This window comes from Corynebacterium sp. ACRQK (assembly GCF_022345965.1).
Classification (GTDB): Bacteria; Actinomycetota; Actinomycetes; order Mycobacteriales; family Mycobacteriaceae; genus Corynebacterium.
This window is the reverse complement of sequence record NZ_JAKRMU010000003.1, coordinates 187,144-204,220: the sequence shown is the minus strand read 5'-3', so window position 1 is coordinate 204,220 and position 17,077 is coordinate 187,144. Positions and strand designations below refer to the sequence as shown.

At 63.0% G+C, this 17,077-nt stretch carries 17 protein-coding genes; 14 read left to right on the top strand and 3 right to left on the bottom strand.

Translation table 11 applies throughout. The features are described 5' to 3' along the window. Positions 1-269 precede the first annotated feature (269 nt). Positions 270-635 carry a WhiB family transcriptional regulator gene (locus tag MHX63_RS05135; protein WP_296110280.1) on the top strand — a complete coding sequence of 122 codons (366 nt, stop codon included), beginning with the start codon at positions 270-272 and terminating at the stop codon, positions 633-635. Here the strand turns inward: MHX63_RS05135 and MHX63_RS05130 are convergent, their stop codons facing one another. Then, complete coding sequence (locus MHX63_RS05130) at positions 636-1,088, bottom strand: metallopeptidase family protein (protein ID WP_239387517.1); 453 nt, start codon at positions 1,086-1,088, stop codon at positions 636-638. Positions 1,089-1,170: 82 nt separating this feature from the next. Between MHX63_RS05130 and MHX63_RS05125 the strand changes: the two genes are divergently transcribed. The 3 genes from MHX63_RS05125 to manA are packed head-to-tail and all read left to right on the top strand — an operon-like array spanning position 1,171 to position 4,084. Continuing rightward, positions 1,171-1,599, top strand: coding sequence for a DUF3499 domain-containing protein (locus tag MHX63_RS05125; RefSeq protein WP_239387516.1), 429 nt, complete (start codon positions 1,171-1,173; stop codon positions 1,597-1,599). A gap of 16 nt (positions 1,600-1,615) precedes the next feature. Continuing rightward, the gene (locus MHX63_RS05120) at positions 1,616-2,992 is read left to right on the top strand and encodes a phosphomannomutase/phosphoglucomutase (protein ID WP_239387515.1); all 1,377 of its coding nucleotides are present in this window, start codon (positions 1,616-1,618) and stop codon (positions 2,990-2,992) included. A 9-nt stretch (positions 2,993-3,001) separates the two neighbouring features. Next, complete coding sequence (gene manA, locus MHX63_RS05115) at positions 3,002-4,084, top strand: mannose-6-phosphate isomerase, class I (protein ID WP_239387514.1); 1,083 nt, start codon at positions 3,002-3,004, stop codon at positions 4,082-4,084. Here manA and MHX63_RS05110 read toward each other — a convergent pair. Then, positions 4,062-4,871: a hypothetical protein gene (locus MHX63_RS05110; protein WP_239387513.1), complete on the bottom strand. Its 810-nt coding sequence runs from the start codon at positions 4,869-4,871 to the stop codon at positions 4,062-4,064. The two genes, manA and MHX63_RS05110, sit on opposite strands and share 23 nt — an antisense overlap. Positions 4,872-5,025: 154 nt before the next feature. Between MHX63_RS05110 and MHX63_RS05105 the strand changes: the two genes are divergently transcribed. The 9 genes from MHX63_RS05105 (at position 5,026) to secA (ending at position 16,031) form a co-directional block, all read left to right on the top strand. Then, entirely contained in the window at positions 5,026-5,406 is a 381-nt protein-coding gene (locus MHX63_RS05105) for a DUF4259 domain-containing protein (protein WP_239387589.1), read from the top strand. 79 nt (positions 5,407-5,485) lie between these two features. Then, positions 5,486-6,925, top strand: a complete 1,440-nt coding sequence (ahcY, locus tag MHX63_RS05100; RefSeq protein ID WP_239387512.1) for an adenosylhomocysteinase — start codon at positions 5,486-5,488, stop codon at positions 6,923-6,925. A 2-nt stretch (positions 6,926-6,927) separates the two neighbouring features. After that, on the top strand, positions 6,928-7,578 hold the full coding sequence (locus MHX63_RS05095) for a dTMP kinase (RefSeq protein ID WP_239387511.1): 651 nt from the start codon (positions 6,928-6,930) through the stop codon (positions 7,576-7,578). A 5-nt stretch (positions 7,579-7,583) separates the two neighbouring features. Next, positions 7,584-8,261 (top strand): MtrAB system response regulator MtrA, encoded by a 678-nt coding sequence (mtrA, locus tag MHX63_RS05090; protein WP_370644081.1) that lies wholly within the window; start codon positions 7,584-7,586, stop codon positions 8,259-8,261. A 6-nt stretch (positions 8,262-8,267) separates the two neighbouring features. Further along, positions 8,268-10,004 (top strand): MtrAB system histidine kinase MtrB, encoded by a 1,737-nt coding sequence (mtrB, locus tag MHX63_RS05085; RefSeq protein ID WP_239387509.1) that lies wholly within the window; start codon positions 8,268-8,270, stop codon positions 10,002-10,004. Continuing rightward, positions 9,997-11,730, top strand: a complete 1,734-nt coding sequence (gene lpqB, locus MHX63_RS05080; RefSeq protein ID WP_239387508.1) for an MtrAB system accessory lipoprotein LpqB — start codon at positions 9,997-9,999, stop codon at positions 11,728-11,730. Before mtrB ends, lpqB begins: the two co-directional genes overlap by 8 nt. An 11-nt stretch (positions 11,731-11,741) precedes the next feature. Continuing rightward, the gene (locus MHX63_RS05075; RefSeq protein ID WP_239387507.1) at positions 11,742-12,419 is read left to right on the top strand and encodes a ComF family protein; all 678 of its coding nucleotides are present in this window, start codon (positions 11,742-11,744) and stop codon (positions 12,417-12,419) included. 130 nt (positions 12,420-12,549) lie between these two features. After that, the gene (hpf, locus tag MHX63_RS05070) at positions 12,550-13,242 is read left to right on the top strand and encodes a ribosome hibernation-promoting factor, HPF/YfiA family (protein ID WP_239387506.1); all 693 of its coding nucleotides are present in this window, start codon (positions 12,550-12,552) and stop codon (positions 13,240-13,242) included. Between the two features lie 185 nt (positions 13,243-13,427). Continuing rightward, the gene (gene secA / locus MHX63_RS05065; protein WP_239387505.1) at positions 13,428-16,031 is read left to right on the top strand and encodes a preprotein translocase subunit SecA; all 2,604 of its coding nucleotides are present in this window, start codon (positions 13,428-13,430) and stop codon (positions 16,029-16,031) included. Here the strand turns inward: secA and MHX63_RS05060 are convergent. Continuing rightward, the gene (locus MHX63_RS05060) at positions 16,028-16,528 is read right to left on the bottom strand and encodes an Rv3235 family protein (RefSeq protein ID WP_239387504.1); all 501 of its coding nucleotides are present in this window, start codon (positions 16,526-16,528) and stop codon (positions 16,028-16,030) included. The genes secA and MHX63_RS05060 overlap by 4 nt on opposite strands. A gap of 136 nt (positions 16,529-16,664) precedes the next feature. On the opposite strand from MHX63_RS05060, the gene MHX63_RS05055 reads away from it, so the two are divergent. Continuing rightward, on the top strand, positions 16,665-17,075 hold the full coding sequence (locus MHX63_RS05055; protein WP_034984727.1) for an HAD family hydrolase: 411 nt from the start codon (positions 16,665-16,667) through the stop codon (positions 17,073-17,075). Positions 17,076-17,077: the final 2 nt, after the last annotated feature.

Here is a 17,077-nt window from a genome sequence, read left to right as displayed (position 1 = left end):
ATCTAGTGTGTCCTAAACTAAAGGTTCAGGAAAATGTCTATATATTGTGGTTTTAGATAGTGCTTCGTGCATACGTTGTGGTTGGATGTGAGCCTATTTTCTCAGGAGGCTGGGGCTGCTGAGAAGTTTGTGGCAGATGATGCTGATGTGACTTGAGGGATTTGCTCAAAGCTTGACGCGGTGTAATTACCAGTGTGTAATCTTCAGTAGACCGATAAAGAGATGCCGGTAATCAAGCAACCATCAGATCATTAGAAGAGGAGACTCCCGTGGAAAAGTCAGTAGACACAGCCCTTCGTGGCCACTTTGCTGACGGCTCCTCGGCAGTAGAGCAGGAGGCGAACGTGGACAATGAAGCTCGCCAGAAGAACCTCTTCGATCTGACGCAGGACTTCGATCTGCTCTTCGACGCGGTAGAGCAGGACTGGCAAGAGCAGGCGCTCTGCGCACAAACCGACCCGGAGGCGTTCTTCCCAGAGAAGGGCGGCTCCACCCGCGAGGCTAAGCGCATCTGTCAGGCCTGTGGCGTGCGCGACGAATGCCTGGAATATGCGTTGGAGCACGACGAGCGTTTCGGTATCTGGGGCGGCCTCTCCGAGCGTGAGCGTCGCCGCCTGAAGAAGCGTATCGGCTAACTAAAGTCGGGGGTCGATCTGATTGGGGGAGACGTTCAGATAGCAGGCCACAAGGCGAACAATGATCATTCGCAGGATGTCCTGTAGCTCCCGCGCAGAAGCCGCGCGAGACTCCACTGGGCGACGGAAGATAATTATGCGCGGGCGGGTAGGAGCGCCAGTGTTGTCCACGCCGGCAGTTACTAGCCGGCCTAGCGGAACCTGACCATCGGCGACCACATCTTCCGGCCACTGCCGATAACCCGTGCTCAGCCGCATGCGCGGCACGACGTCGACGGCGACATCGAGGCTGGAAAGTTCGGCGTCAAAACGCTCCAAAATAGGCTCGAACGCATCCAAGACTGCATCGTCGAAGCGCTCCGAACGCGACTTGTTCCGCGGCACCTCCGGCAGCAAGATGCCTCGGATGCCCCTGCCGCGGGGGTCCTGCCTCATGCGCGCGTCCTGCTTCATAGGAACACATCTTAACCGCGCCGTGGCGACATGCCACGAGGGCACGCTCGAAAGCCAGAGTAAAAGGGCTACACTAATGCGCGTGACTTTTATCCGACAATGCTCTCGCCCCGGCTGCGGCAAGCCCGCCGTTGCCACGCTGGAGTTCAACTATGCAGAGCAGCTGGCCATCGTGGGGCCGCTGAGCGTTAGCGGAAACCCTCACCGGTGGGACCTTTGTGAAAACCACGCCCGCCGCACCACCGTCCCGCAGGGTTGGACGTTGGAATTCGCCGACGAGCCCGTGGTGGGCGAGGACACAGCTTCCGACGCCGAGGAAGAAGACCTGATGGCGCTGGCCGAGGCCGTGCAGCAGGCCGCCGAGCACGAGAAGCAGGCGGAAGCGCAACCGGCCCCCCGGCTCTACCGGCGCTCGGAGATCCCCGAAGCCACGCCGCACCATCCCTCCATGAAGAACCTGCCCCGGTCCACGCCGCGCCGCCACCTGCGCGCGGTTCGCGACCAGCACTAGCGAAAGGAACCCCCCCATGGCTACCCATTCCCCCAAAGACGTAGCAGCGGCCATCAAGGCCTATGACGTCCGTGGAGTTGTCGGCGAGGGCGCCGGATTCCTCAACGAGCAGTTCGTGCGCGACGTGGCGGCCTCCTTCGCCCGCCTGATGCACGAAGAGGGCGCGGAGACGATCGTCATCGGCCACGATATGCGCGACAGCTCCCCGAGTCTGGCCGCCGCCTTCGCCGAAGGTGTGAACGCGCAGGGGTTGGACACCATCACCCTGGGACTCACCAGCACCGACGAGCTGTACTACGCCAGCGGTGTGAAGGAATGCCCGGGTGCCATGTTCACCGCCTCCCACAACCCGGCGAAGTACAACGGCATCAAGCTCTGTCGTGCCGGCGCCCGCCCGGTGGGGCAGGATTCCGGCCTGGATCGCATTTCCAACGAACTGGTCGAAGGCATCCCCGCCTACGACGGCGAGCCCGGCACTAGCACCACCGAGGATGTGCTGGAAGGCTACGCCGAGTACCTGAACAACCTGGTGCCGCTGAGCATCCGCCCACTGAAGGTCGCGGTGGACGCGGGCAACGGCATGGGCGGGCTGACCGTTCCCGCCGTGCTGAAGCAGGAGTCGCTGGAGATCTTTGACCTCTACTTCGAGCTCGACGGCAATTTCCCGAACCACGAGGCCAACCCGCTGGACCCGAAGAACTTGGTGGATTTGCAGAAGTTCACCTTGGAGAAGGGTGCGGACCTCGGCATCGCGTTCGACGGCGACGCGGACCGCTGCTTCATCGTGGACGAACTGGGCGAGGCTGTATCCCCCTCCACCATTTGCGCCATGATCGCCGAGCGCTACCTGGACGAGCAGCCGGGCGCGACGATCATCCACAACCTGATCACCTCCAAGTCCGTACGCGAACTGGTGGAGGCCAAGGGTGGCAAGCCGGTGCGCACCCGCGTGGGCCACTCCTTCATCAAGGCCCAGATGGCCAAGGAAGGCGCCGTCTTCGGCGGCGAGCATTCCGCCCACTACTACTTCAGCGACTTCTTCAACGCGGACTCCGGCATGCTGGCCGCCTTGCATGTGCTGGCTACCCTTGGCGGACAGGATAAGCCGCTCTCCGAGCTGAAGCGGGCCTACGAGACCTACCGTGCCTCCGGGGAGATCAACTCCGAGGTGGCCGACCAGGCGGGACGCACCGAGGCCGTGGTGGAGGCCTTCGCCGACCGCACTGCATCCGTCGACCGGCTGGATGGCGTGACCATCGAGCTGCAGGACGGCTCGTGGCTGAACGTGCGGGCGTCAAATACCGAACCGCTGCTGCGCCTCAACGTCGAGGCGCGCGACGACGAGGGAGTACAGGCCATCGTCGACGAAGCACTCGCCGTGATCCGGGCTTAGGAGGCACATATGCGCCGCATCGAAGGTGCTGTCCAGAACTACGCCTGGGGGTCACACGAGTCTCTGGCGAAGCTGCAGGGGCGGCCGACTCCCACCGAAAAACCCGAAGCTGAGCTGTGGTTCGGCGCCCACCCGGGGGCGCCTGGGGTGCTGCTGGACCTGATCGAGGCCGACCCCGAAGGGCAGCTGGGACAGGGGCGCAAGAGCCTGCCGTTCCTGCTGAAGCTGCTGGCCGCTGAGCGCGCACTGAGCATTCAGGTGCATCCGACGAAGGCACAGGCCGAGGCGGGATTCGCCGCCGACGAGGCCGCCGGGATCGCCCGCGACGCCTTCGAGCGCAACTACAAGGACGACAATCACAAACCCGAGCTGCTGGTCGCCCTGGGTGAGTTCGAGGCGATGGCGGGCTTCCGGCCGGTCGCCCGCACTGCCGAGCTGCTGGATCGGCTGGCCCTGCCCGAGCTGGATTTCCTGCGCGGCGATCTGCGCGGTGCGGTCGAGTGCGCGCTGCACATGCCGCCGGGGGATCTTCCGGAGACTATTGACGCCCTCACGCGGCGCTGCCGGGAGCTTGTGGCCAACGCGGACGATTGGGTGGGCGAGGTGGCGGACCTGGTGTTGCGCCTGGAGCAGCAGTACCCGAACGACCGAGGGGTGCTGTTTGCGCTGCTGCTCAACCGCGTGGTTCTGCAGGAAGGCGAAGCGCTATACCTGGATGCCGGGCAGCTGCACGCCTATGTGCGCGGCACCGGCGTGGAGATCATGGCGAACTCGGACAACGTGCTGCGCTGCGGGCTAACGCCGAAGCACATCGATGTCGAGGAGCTGCTGAGCGTGGTGCGCTGGGAGGAGCTCGCGGATCCGCGCCTGCAGGCCGATGCGGATGGGGTGTACCACACTCCGGCGGAGGAATTCAGCTTGCGCAGAGTGGACGGGGAGGCAGAAGTCGCCGGGCCGGCAATCGTGTTGGCCGTCGGGGGAGCCACGGAGTGTGGGGAGCTGCACCTGGACAGCGGCGCCGCCGCGTGGGTGCCCGCTGGCGAGGAAGCGTGTGTGAGCGGGAAGGCCTTTATCGCCCGTCCCGGGGCTTAGGCTTCGATCCTGCCGTGGTGTCGGTGGGGCCGTCTGAGGCCTCAATGCTGTTAGGTTCCTTTGGATCCTCGGCCTCGTCAGTCCCGTGCTGCGGCTCGGTGGTCTTAGTCGAGTCGGAAGGCTCCAGAGGGAAGCCATCCGTCGGGAATGGGATCTCGGCGCTGCCGTCCGTGGTCTCGCCGGTCTCGGTGACGGGGCCGGGCTTAGTTGTGCCGGGCTGTTCCGCCTGCGACGCGCCCGGCAGAGCCGACGAGACCTGTGGAGCCTGCTGGGTCGACGGGGGCTGGGGCGGAACCTGTGGCTGCTGTGCCTGCCCGGGGGACTCCAGGCCTTCCGCGACGATGGTCTCGGATGGCTGCGAGCCGTTGTTCTGCTGGCCGTTCCAGGCGTTGTTCTGCTGGCCGTTCCAGGCGTTGGGCGGCAGGTAGGGATCCTGGCCCAGCGGGGCGACATTGCTGAAGTTCGACCCATTCCCGGACTGCGGGGCGCGCGTGGAGTAGGCAGGAGGCTTCGGCTGCGAGGTCGGCTCGTCGGAAACCACATCGTGATCCTGGGAAGCCGCTCCTGTGCTGATGGCGACAGTCGACTCCTCTGTCGTATTGCGCTTCGGGGAGGTGGCCTCCGAACCCGACTGCCAGGTCCAGACGCCGATGACTCCAGCCAAGACTAAGCCGACGATGGCGATGCCGCTGATGGCGCGGGGAACCGGGGAGTGCTGCTCGCCGGTCTCGTAGATGACGGCGGTGCCCTTTTCTTCTTCGGCGCCGCGTTGTTCTCCTTCGGCCATCTGGCTCACCTCCTTTTCGGCAAAGATACTTCAATAAAGATCACAATTTGGTTAAGGCACAACAGAGCCTAGCAGGGATATGCGGTTTTGACCACAGTTGTTGGGCGTGTAAACGCGCTACAGTCGGTAATTGAGTGACAGAAAGGGCAGCACCATGAGCAACTGGGACGAATTCATCTTCTCGCAGGAAGACAACGTGGACTTCCTGGACGAACTGGCCGACCTGGACGGTCCCGAGGTAGCTGGGGGTCTCGTGGACGCCGTGAACCTCGCCCTGCGCGAAGAACAATCCGGTTCGGTGGACTACTCCATCGGCCTGTGCGCGGCCACGGTCGCAGCCATCTGGGGCGGCGCGCCCTTCAGCACGGCAACGGTGGCTGACGAACACCCCTTTATCCGCGCCCACATCGGTGAATGCCCAACCAACCTGCAGGAAGTTGCGCTGCAGCTGCTGGACGGGGAAATGGAACGACGCGAAGGCGAGGAAGACCTAGAGGCAGAGGGGCTGGAAACATTTGTCGAGGCCTTAAGCTAATGCGCGAGCGCAAGAACCCGAGCTAGTAGACTGTCTGGAAGCTATACCCTGAGAATTTTACCGAGGAGTCACCCCACCCATGGAGTTTAAAGTCAAGGATCTCTCGCTGGCTGAGGCCGGCCGCCACCAGATCCGCCTGGCGGAGTACGAGATGCCCGGGCTGATGCAGCTGCGCAGCGAATACGCAGAAGAGCAGCCCCTGAAGGGTGCCCGCATCGCCGGTTCCATCCACATGACCGTGCAGACCGCTGTGCTCATCGAAACCCTGGTGGCCCTCGGCGCAGAGGTGCGCTGGGCATCCTGCAACATCTTCTCCACCCAAGACGAAGCCGCTGCGGCCATCGTCGTCGGCGACGGCACCCCGGAGGCTCCCGCCGGCGTACCGGTCTTCGCCTGGAAGGGCGAGACCCTGGACGAGTACTGGTGGTGCCTGAAGCAGATCTTCACCTGGGGTGAAGGCGTGGAGGCCAACATGATCCTCGACGACGGTGGCGACGCGACCATGGCCGTCATCAAGGGCATGGAATTCGAAAACGCCGGCCTTGTCCCCGACGCGGAAGAGCAGGACGCAGACGAGTACAAGGCCTTCCTCGGAATGCTGCGTGAAACCTTGGCGGAGGACGGTAAGTTCTGGAGCCGGGCGTCAGAAAACATCAAGGGCGTAACCGAAGAAACGACGACGGGCGTGCACCGCCTGTACCACTTCGCGGAACAGGGGCTGCTGCCCTTCCCGGCGATGAACGTCAACGATGCGGTGACAAAGTCGAAGTTCGACAACCGCTACGGCACCCGCCACTCCCTGATCGACGGCATCAACCGCGCGACCGACATGCTGATCGGTGGTAAGTCGGTACTGCTGTGTGGTTATGGCGATGTTGGCAAGGGCTGTGCTGAGGCGCTGGGGGGTCAGGGCGCGATCGTGAAGGTCACCGAGGTCGACCCGATCAACGCACTGCAGGCGCTCATGGACGGCTTCGAGGTCGTGCAGGTAGAGGACTTTATTGGCGACGCCGACATCGTCATCACCGCAACGGGCAACCTCGGAATCATCACGTTTGAGCACATGCAGATGATGAAGAACCACGCAGTGCTCGGCAACATCGGCCACTTCGACAACGAAATCGACATGGCCAGCCTGCTGCACCGCGAGGACGTCAGCCGCGTGACCATTAAGCCACAGGTGGACGAGTTCACCTTCCCAAGCGCCAACGGCGACCCGGTCTCCATCGTGGTGCTGAGCGAGGGGCGCCTGCTGAACCTGGGCAACGCCACCGGCCACCCGTCGTTCGTGATGTCCAACTCCTTCGCCGACCAGACGATCGCGCAGATCGAGCTGTACACGAAGTCCGACCAGTACGGCAATGACGTCTACCGCCTGCCGAAGATCCTGGACGAGAAGGTTGCGCGCATCCACGTCGAGGCGCTCGGCGGCAAGCTGACGACGCTGACTAAGGAACAGGCTGAATACATCGGCGTGGATGTTGCCGGCCCGTTCAAGCCGGAGCACTACCGCTACTAAAAATGATCGTTAGCTTTGAAGGGGTCGACGGCGCCGGAAAGAACACCCTGGTCACGGCCGTAGAAAAGGAATTGGTGGAGCGCGAGGTGCCGGTAGCGCGCATCGCGTTCCCGCGTTACGAGGAATCCCACCCGGCGATGCTGGCGCGAGAGGCGCTGCACGAGAACCTGGGTGACCTGATCGATTCCGTGCACGGCATGGCCGCCCTGTTCGCTCTCGACCGCGCCGAGATTGGGGCGGAACTGGCGGACTTCGACGCAGATGGCTACGTGATTCTGATCGACCGCTACACCGCCTCCAACGTCGCCTACTCCGCCGCGCGAGTCGACGGTGACGTAGCCGAGGTCGGCACGTGGGTGACGCAGTTGGAGCAGGACAAGCTGGGAGTGCCAGCGCCCGACCTGCAGATCCTGGTGGACGTCGAGGCAGCTGTCGCCGGGCAACGCGCCGAGTCTCGGGAGGCTCAGGACCAATCGCGGGCGCGGGATGCTTACGAGCGGGACAGCAGCCTGCAGGAACGCACCGTCCGTGCCTACCGGGCGCTGGCGGAGCAGCAGTGGCTGAGCCCGTGGGTGACAGTCGACAGCACCGGAGACGATTACGAGGCCCGCGCGGCTAAGGTCGCGGACCTGCTGGAAGAAATGAGAGGATGACAACCGTGGAAACGAAGATTCTGGTGGTCGACGACGACCCGGCAATCGCGGAAATGCTCACCATTGTTTTGCAGGGTGAGGGCTTTCGCACCGTGGTCGTGGGCGACGGCGTAGAGGCCGTGAAGGCCGCGGAGGAACACAACCCGGACCTCATCCTGTTGGACGTCATGCTGCCCGGCATGAACGGCATTGACGTGTGCAAGGCGATCCGCGAAAGTTCCACGGTGCCGATCGTCATGCTGACGGCACGCACCGACACCGTGGACGTGGTACTGGGCCTGGAATCTGGTGCCGATGACTACGTGCACAAGCCGTTTAAGCCGAAGGAGCTGGTGGCGCGAGTGCGGGCTCGCCTGCGCCGCACCCCCGAGGAGGCACCTGCGGAGACGATCGAGGTGGCAGACCTGAAGATCGACGTGCCCGGCCACCAAGTGATCCGGGATGGCCAGGAGATCGCGCTGACCCCGATCGAGTTTGATCTGCTGGTCACGCTGGCCTCTCGCCCACGTCAAGTGTTCTCCCGCGAGGAACTACTGGAGCAGGTGTGGGGCTACCGCAAGTCCAGCGACACCCGCCTGGTGAATGTCCACATCCAGCGCCTGCGCTCGAAGGTGGAGAAGGACCCGGATGATCCGAAGATCATCCAGACTGTCCGCGGGATCGGCTACAAGACCGGCGAATAGGTTCTCGTGGAGCAGGAACAAGCAAAGGTCAAGAAGCAGAAGCCGGCCCGCCAAACGCAACCGAAGGCCCCGGGTTTCCCGCAGAAAGTGCAGGGGAAGACGCTAACCGCGGGTGCGACGTTTTGGTCCGTGCTGCGCGACTTCTTCCGCCGGCCTCGGGATACCTGGCGGCGGCTCATCAACTCGATCCGCTTGCGCTGGCACCAGTCCATCCAGCTGCGAGTGATCGGCAGCGTGCTGGCCTCCAGTACCTTTGCGTTCCTGCTCATCGGCTTCCTCCTGGTGGGCTTTCTGAGCCAGCAGCTGCTGGCCACCAAGTTCTCCGAGGCCATAGACAGCATGGACCGCGCACGCACGGCGGTGGAAGAGCAGATCAGCGCCACCGACTCCTCCAATCCGGTGTCCGTGCGGCTGACTTCCGCCAGGGCTGTGCTGACCAACCGTTCGGCAGGGGTGGAGCAGACAAGCGTCCCAGTGTACGACTCGGTGCTTATCGCCAACAATGCCAGCAAGACGGAAACGCGGATTCCCAATAACATCGATATCCCTGAAAATCTGCGCGAGTTTGTGCATCAGGGTCAGGTGGCCTACCAGTACGCCAGCGTCGACGGTGAAAACGGCAGTTACAAGGCACTCATTATCGGCAGTCCCGTATACTCCGATATCCCTGGTCTAGAGCTCTACCTGCTGGTGCCGCTGACCTCCGAAGAGGCCACACTGAACCTTATGCGCGGCCTGCTGATGGCCGGTGGGATCGTCCTCATCATCCTGCTGCTGGTGATCGGCTGGGTGTTCTCCCAGCAGATCATCGGCCCGGTCCGCGCGGCCTCGAAGATCGCCGAGAAGCTGGCGGCGGGCCACCTGCACGAACGCATGGTTGTGGACGGCCAAGACGAAGTCGCCAGGCTCGCCTACAGCTTCAACGACATGGCAGAGAAACTCTCCACCCAAATTCGCAACCTGGAAGAATTCGGCTCGCTGCAGCGCCAATTCACATCCGACGTTTCCCACGAGCTGCGCACCCCGCTTACGACGGTGCGTATGGCGGCGGACATGATCGAAGACAACGCCGACGAGCTCGATCCTCTGACCGCCCGGGCAGCTCACCTGATGACGAAAGAGCTCGACCGCTTCGAGACCCTCCTAAGCGACCTGCTGGAGATCTCCCGGCACGACGCGGGTGTGGCAAACCTATCCGCTGAAAAGGTAGACGTGCGCGGCGTGGTGCGCTCCGCTCTGCAGCAGGTGCGTGCCATCGCCGAGGAGATCGGCACCGAGTTCAACGTGGACTTGCCGGAAGACCCCGTGATTGTCGCCGTGGACTCGCGCCGCGTGGAGCGCATCCTGCGCAACCTCCTGGCCAATGCCGTCGACCACTCGGAAGGAAATCCGATCGACGTGAAGATGGCCATCGGCAAGGACGCACTGGCAGTCGCCGTCATCGACCACGGAGTGGGGCTGAAACCCGGCGAGGAGGAGATGGTCTTTAACCGCTTCTGGCGCTCCGACCCGTCGCGCGAGCGCCGCACGGGCGGCACTGGCTTGGGCCTGGCCATCGCCAAGGAGGATGCCAATTTGCACGGCGGTCGCCTCGAGGCCATCGGCGAACCCGGCGTGGGCGCGTGCTTCCTGTTGACCCTCCCGCTGGAGCAGGGACACAAGGTAAATGCTTCGCCGCTGCCTTTGGCGGTGGGGGCTGAGGGCGTCACTACCCAAGAACAAGAAGGGGGCGATGATGAGTAACAAGACCACAAAGGTCAAAAAGGTACTGGCCGCGGTAGTCGGTTTGGGCCTACTCGCGGCGTGCTCGACCCTGCCGGACGATACGAGTCCCGAGGCGATCTCTAGCTACGCTCCGGCCCCCAGCGGGCAAGAGGCGCCGACCCCGACCGATGGGCAGCCTTCCGACCTGCTGCTACGCGATTTCTTCACCGCCAGCGCCCACCCGCTGCGCAACCACCAGGCGGCAAAAAGGTTCCTCACCAGCGGCATGCAGGGGCGGTGGCAGTCCGATGCGCCGACGATGGTGCTGGACCGGATCGACATCGCCTCCGAAGGCCCGGGCGATGATTCGAAGATCACCTACCGCGTGCGCGGCAATATCGTCGGCACACTCGGCGTGGGCGGCGTGTTTGACCCGCAGTACACCGCGTTCGAGACCAGCTACGAGATGCAAAATGTCGATGGCCAGTGGCGCATCAGCAACCTGCCGAACGTCGTGGTGCTGGATCGGCAGGACTTCGTGGGCACCTACCGCGCGCGGAACATCTACTTCCCGGATATCAACGGTCGGGCGCTTGTGCCGGACCGCCGTTGGATCTACACCGGACAGCAGTCCACCACCGCCTCCCTGGTCTCGTTGCTGGTTGCGGGGCCGCAGGACCGTTTAAAGAAGGCGGTGCGAAACCTTATTCCTGAGGACGCCACCGCCCAGGTCTCCAGCGACAACGAGGGAGACCCCGCTGTACACTTCACCGGACTGCAGGAACTATCGCCAGACGCGCGTCGACTGCTGGCGGCTCAGGTGGTGTGGACGCTGGCGGGGTCCGAGGTTCGTGGACCTTATGAGCTCACGGCGGACGGCACGCCTATGAACGATGAAATGCATGGCAAGTGGCTGGTGCAGGACCTTTCGCAATACGACCCGAATGTGCAGGTGCAGGCGCCGTTGCGGGCCGTATCCGGCGGCGACATCTACCAGCAGGACGGGACGCGAGCGCAGAAGCTGGACGGCTGGCTTGCACAGCAATATGTCGAATCTGTGGCCCTCAGCCCGCGGGACGAAGTCTTCGCGGCCGTAACCGGACGCGGCGATGAACCGCGCCAGTTGATGATCGGGGCGAAGGGGGATCAGCCCGTGAGCTCCGTGCGGGCGGATTCGCTGACGCGCCCGACCTGGGGCTTGGATGCCACATCGGCCTACGTGGTAGCCGATGGCGAGCGGATCACGGAGATCACTCGCAACCCGGAGACCGGCGCCGTGGGGGAGCAGAAGGTGGATAGCTCCACGATGCGAATGGTCGACGGGGACGAGAAGCGCATCAGTGTATTCCGCGTATCGCACGACGGTGCCCGCGCCGTGATGATCGTGAACGGAAGGGTTTACGTGGTGACGTTGGAGAAGACCGACGATGGCACGAAACGGCTGGGCGCGCCGGTGGAGATCGGACATGCCGTGGGTGATACCGCGGTCAGCGCCGACTGGTCTGATGACGGGTCCGTCCTGGTGGGCACGCGCGCCAATGATGCCCCAGTGTGGGATATCGAGGTTGATGGGTCCTATTCGCAGCAGATCACGGGCCGCAACCTATCCGCCCCGGTGGTGTCGGTGGCCACGGACGGCAGCAAGATTTACGTCACGGATGCCAATGCGTTGATGCAGTTCGACGTCACCTCCGAGGAGTCGCGCTTCTGGCGCGAAGTACCGACTATGCAGGGAAAGCGGGCAACCCCGGTGCTAGCCGACTAGGCTGAGTGCCCGTGGGGATTAAGGGGGACTTCGGTGCGCTTGCCGGGCTGGTGTGGCGGGCGGACTGTGTGTGCTGCGGGGCGGTGACCGGTGGACAACTGTGCGAGGCTTGCGGGCTCCAGTTGATGCAGCGTTGGCAACGCTGGCAACCACGAGTGTCGGTAGTGCCCGTCTTCGCCAGTGGGGTGTACGGCGGAGCGAGGCGGATGCTAATCCTCAGCGCCAAGGAGAGACTACGGCCGGCGGCCATAGACGTGGCCGGCAGAGTTCTTGCCGCCGGAATTCTGCACGTTAGTGGCCTGGGCTTGGTGCCCGATCCGCGTTTGGGGAGAGTAGTGCTGGTACCCGCTCCCACCCGCAGATCGGCGGCGCGGAAGCGCGGCGGGGACATTGTTGCCCGCTTTTGCCACGTTGCCGCCGCGCTGTATCCCGGAGTGGAGGTCCACCCGGTGGCGTGGCTAAGCGAGACGAGTGTGGACTCGGTAGGGCTGAACCGCCATCAGCGACGCGAAAACGTGGCCAGCAGCATCCTGTTCGACTCGGCAGGGGTCGGACGATTGCGTGGCGTGGGGGAGGTTGTGATTGTGGATGACGTGTGCACTACCGGCGCCACAACAGCGCAGTTTGCGCTGGCTCTGGCGGTCCGGGGAGTACGGCCGCGATTGACGCTGGTATTGGCCGGTGCGTAGATCACATCAATAAGGGGTGTATACACAAGTGCAGCAACGGTGATAGGTAGAATAGGAATTGGAACGATCGCCGTTGGAAGATGGGTAATCCGGCCCGATTTTGGCGGTGAATGACTTTGGAGGTTGAGCAATGTCGACCGGAAAAAACTCGTCCGACTTTGGCAACGAGGAACTTGCTGCACCCGAGGCAGGCGTAGAGATCACGGGACGCAACGTTGAGGTGCCAGAGCACTTCGCAGACCGCGTCAAGGGCAAGCTCGCAAAGATCGAGCGCCTGGATCCGACCCTCACGTTCTTCCACGTGGAGCTGCAGCACGAGCCCAACCCGCGCCGTGGCGACCAGCAGGATCGCCTGCAGATTACCGCAACCGGCAAGGGACACATCGCTCGCGCAGAAGCTAAGGAAGACTCCTTCTACGCTGCCCTCGAGGTCGCAATCGGCCGCATGGAGCGCTCCCTGCGCAAGGTGAAGGCACGTCGCAAGATCGCCCGTTCCGGCCACCGCGCTCCGATGTCCATGGGCGAGGCAGCTGCCAGCCTGGTGGAAGAGGCACAGCCGAAGGCTGAGACCAAGCCGGAGGAGGCAGGTCCGTACGACGTCGACCCCTACGAGGATCAGTTCAAGCCTGGCCAGATCGTGCGCAAGAAGGTACACAAGTCGGCTCCGATCAGCGTTGACCAGGCGCTGAGCGAGATGGAGCTCGTGGGTCACGACTTCTTCCTGTTCATTAACGAGGAGACCGGCCAGCCGTCCGTGGTGTACCGTCGCCACGCTTTCGACTACGGTCTGATCACCCTGGAGGAGAAGGACGCAGAGAAGTAACATTTTTCTCTAATTCGTCTTTAACCCAGCAGCCCGGCCCTCACGACTAACCTGTGGAGGCCGGGTTTTTTATGCCTGGACTTGCCGGGTGTAGTTGCCCCCGGCCTTGGGGGTGGGGGTAGGATTATCCGAAGCCGACCAATTAGCTAACCAGTTTTAGAAATCGAGCAAAGGACAGCATCAGCGTGCTAGGACTTTCGAAAATCCTCCGTATGGGCGAAGGCCGTGCGGTCAAGCGTCTCGCGAAAATCGCCGACCAGGTGATGGACCTCGATGAGGAATACACCGAACTCACCGACGAGGAGCTGCAGGCCAAAACCGACGAGCTGAAGAAGCGAGTTCAGGAAGACGGCGAGAGCCTGGACGACATCCTGCTCGAGGCTTTTGCCACAGCGCGTGAGGCCTCCTGGCGCGTGCTCGGCCAGAAGCACTACAAGGTGCAGATCATGGGTGGCGCTGGCCTCCACTTCGGTTATGTTTCCGAGATGAAGACCGGTGAGGGTAAGACCCTGACCTGTGTGCTCCCCGCATACCTCAACGCACTGTCCGGCAAGGGCGTGCATGTCGTTACCGTGAACGACTACCTGGCAAAGCGTGACGCCGAGTGGATGGGCCGTGTGCACCGCTTCCTGGGGCTCAGCACCGATGTGATCCTGAGCGGCAAGAACCCCGCTGAGCGACGTGAGGCCTACAACGCCGACATCACTTATGGCACGAACAACGAGTTCGGCTTCGACTACCTGCGCGATAACATGGTGCATTCCCTGAACGACCTGGTGCAGCGTGGACACAACTACGCCATCGTGGATGAGGTCGACTCGATCCTCATCGACGAAGCCCGTACCCCGCTGATCATCTCCGGCCCCGTCGAGGGCTCCAGCAAGTGGTTCACCGCCTTCGCCGCAATCGCCCCGAAGCTAACCCGCGACATCCACTACGAAGTTGACGAGCGGAAAAAGACCGTGGGCGTCAAGGAAGAGGGCGTGGAGTTTGTCGAGAACCAGCTGGGCATCGAGAACCTGTACGCCCCGGAGCACTCGCAGCTGGTGAGCTATCTGAACAACTCCATCAAGGCCAAGGAGCTGTTCACTCGCGATAAGGACTACATTGTCCGCAACGGCGAGGTCGTCATCGTCGACGAGTTCACCGGCCGTATCCTGGACGGCCGTCGCTACAACGAGGGCATCCACCAGGCGATCGAGGCGAAGGAACACGTCGAGATCAAGAATGAGAACCAGACGCTGGCCACCGTTACCCTGCAGAACTACTTCCGCCTGTACGACAAGCTGGCCGGCATGACCGGTACGGCGGAGACCGAGGCCGCCGAGCTGAAGTCCACCTACAAGCTGGACGTTGCCGCGATCCCGACGAACAAGGAAAACAAGCGTAAGGATCACGTCGACCTGATCTACAAGACGCAGGAGGCGAAGTTCGAGGCTGTGGCCGAGGACATCGCCGAGCGCGTGGAGGTCGGCCAACCGGTGCTGGTGGGTACCACCTCCGTGGAGCGTTCCGAGTACCTGTCCAAGCTGCTGCAACGCCGCGGCATCAAGCACAACGTGCTGAACGCGAAGTACCACGAGAAGGAAGCGGAGATCGTCGCCCAGGCAGGCCGTCTGGGCGCCGTCACCGTGGCTACCAACATGGCCGGCCGTGGTACCGACATCGTGCTGGGTGGTAACCCGGACATCATCGCCGACATCAACCTGCGCGAGCGCGGCCTGGATCCGGTGGAGACTCCGGAGGAATACGAAGCGGCCTGGAACGACGAGATCGAGAAGGTCCGCGAGGAGTCCAAGGAAGAGGCGGAGGAGGTCCGCGAGGTCGGTGGCCTGTACGTGCTGGGCACGGAGCGTCACGAATCCCGCCGCATCGACAACCAGCTGCGTGGCCGTTCCGCACGTCAGGGCGATCCGGGCGAGACCCGCTTCTACCTGTCCATGCGTGACGATCTGATGGTGCGTTTCGTCGGCCAGACGATGGAGGCGATGATGACTCGCCTGAACATCCCGGACGACGAGGCAATCGACTCGAAGATGGTCACTAATGCCATCAAGGGCGCACAGTCCCAGGTGGAGTCCGCCAACTTCGAAATGCGCAAGAACGTGCTTAAGTACGACGAAGTCATGAACGAGCAGCGCAAGGTGATCTACGGCGAGCGCCGCCAGATCCTCGAGGGTGAGGATGTGGAGAAGCAGATCCGCAACATGCTGAAGGACACCGTTGAGGCATACGTCGACGGCGCGACGGCTGAGGGTTTTGTCGAGGACTGGGATTTGGATACCCTGTGGAACGCCCTGGATTCCCTTTACGGCCCGACCTTTACCCACGAGGAACTGGTGGAAGGCGATGATTACGGTCGCTCGGGTGAGCTGAGCTCCTCTCAGTTGCTCGAGGCCCTGCTTGACGATGCCAACCGCGAGTACGACGAGCTGGAGGAGAAGGTCACGGAGATCGCCGGCGAGGAGCAGATGCGTGGCATGGAGCGCGCAGCCCTGCTGAACGTTGTGGACCAGAAGTGGCGTGAGCACCTCTACGAGATGGACTACCTGAAGGAGGGCATCGGCCTGCGCGCAATGGCGCAGCGCGATCCTCTGGTGGAGTACCAGCGCGAGGGCGGCGACATGTTTAACCACATGAAGGACGGCATCAAGGAAGAGACCGTTCGCCAGCTTTTCCTGGTGCGTAACCAGCTGAAGCAGGCCGGTCAGGTGCACGTCGATGACCCGGCCGCGGGCAACGAGGGCGTGGCCGTGGACCGCGCCACGCAGACCACCATGGGTGGTTAAATCAAGCTGAGGCTATCGATCGCCCAGACCTTGACCCCACGCCGCGCGGAGCTGTGCAGTTGATGCAGCTCCGCGCGGCGTTTCTGCGTGTGCTGCGACATGCTTCCCGCAATGGCCCGCACCCGTTCGCCCATCTTCACCGATGCGCAAAAGCGGACGCAATCGCCCGCGCTGGGCTGGATGTGCAGGCTTATTATTGACGCCCCCTTTTCCACCCGCCCACTCGTCGGTTCTGGGCGCACGTGCCGGCGGACTCGCAGTTGCTCTAGCACGCGCTCGCCGAAGGGCGCGCGGCGCAAATGGTCGATCGGACGGCGGCCTTCCAAAGCCTCCAGCCACATTTTTACGATCTGCGCGATGCGCTGGGGCGGTGGGGTGTTGGCGTCCCGAAAAGAATCAGTGACCTCCTCCTCGGCGGCCTGCACAGCGACGGCCGGGGTGGGTGGGCGCAGGAACACGAAGTCCGGAAGTGGGCGCGTGGTAGTTGAAGTGGTCACGAAAGAAAATCCCCCTGTTGTTCATGCCAGTGAAGCTGTACGGTGCGTTCCCCCGAAGGCGCCATACGGGCATAACTATAGCGAAGTGCATGCCCCGCGGGGCGCCGGAGGGCGAAAAGATGGCAGAATATAGGGCATGCGTGGACTAGTAGTTGATTATTGCGGAGTGTTGGACGGTGCCGAGGAAGACCGCAGGCGGTGGCGCAAGCTGCTGGCAGCAGCGCGAGCGGAGGGCATTGCCACGGCGATTCTTTCCAACGATCCGGGCGGGGCGGGAGCTGCCCCCATCCGCACGTGGCTGGAGGGCGGTTACGTGGATGCCGTGGTGCTTTCCGGCGAGGTTGGGGCGGAGAAGCCCTCGGAGGAGATCTTCCGTATCACCGCCGACCGTCTGGACCTGCCGCAGCAGGATCTGGTGCTGGTGGACGACAACATCCTGAACATCCGCGGCGCCGTGGATGCCGGCCTGATTGGCATCTACTACCAGCAGTTCGATCGCGCGGTGGTGGAGATCACCGGCGTGTTCGAGCTGGAGGGGGAGTTCTAAAC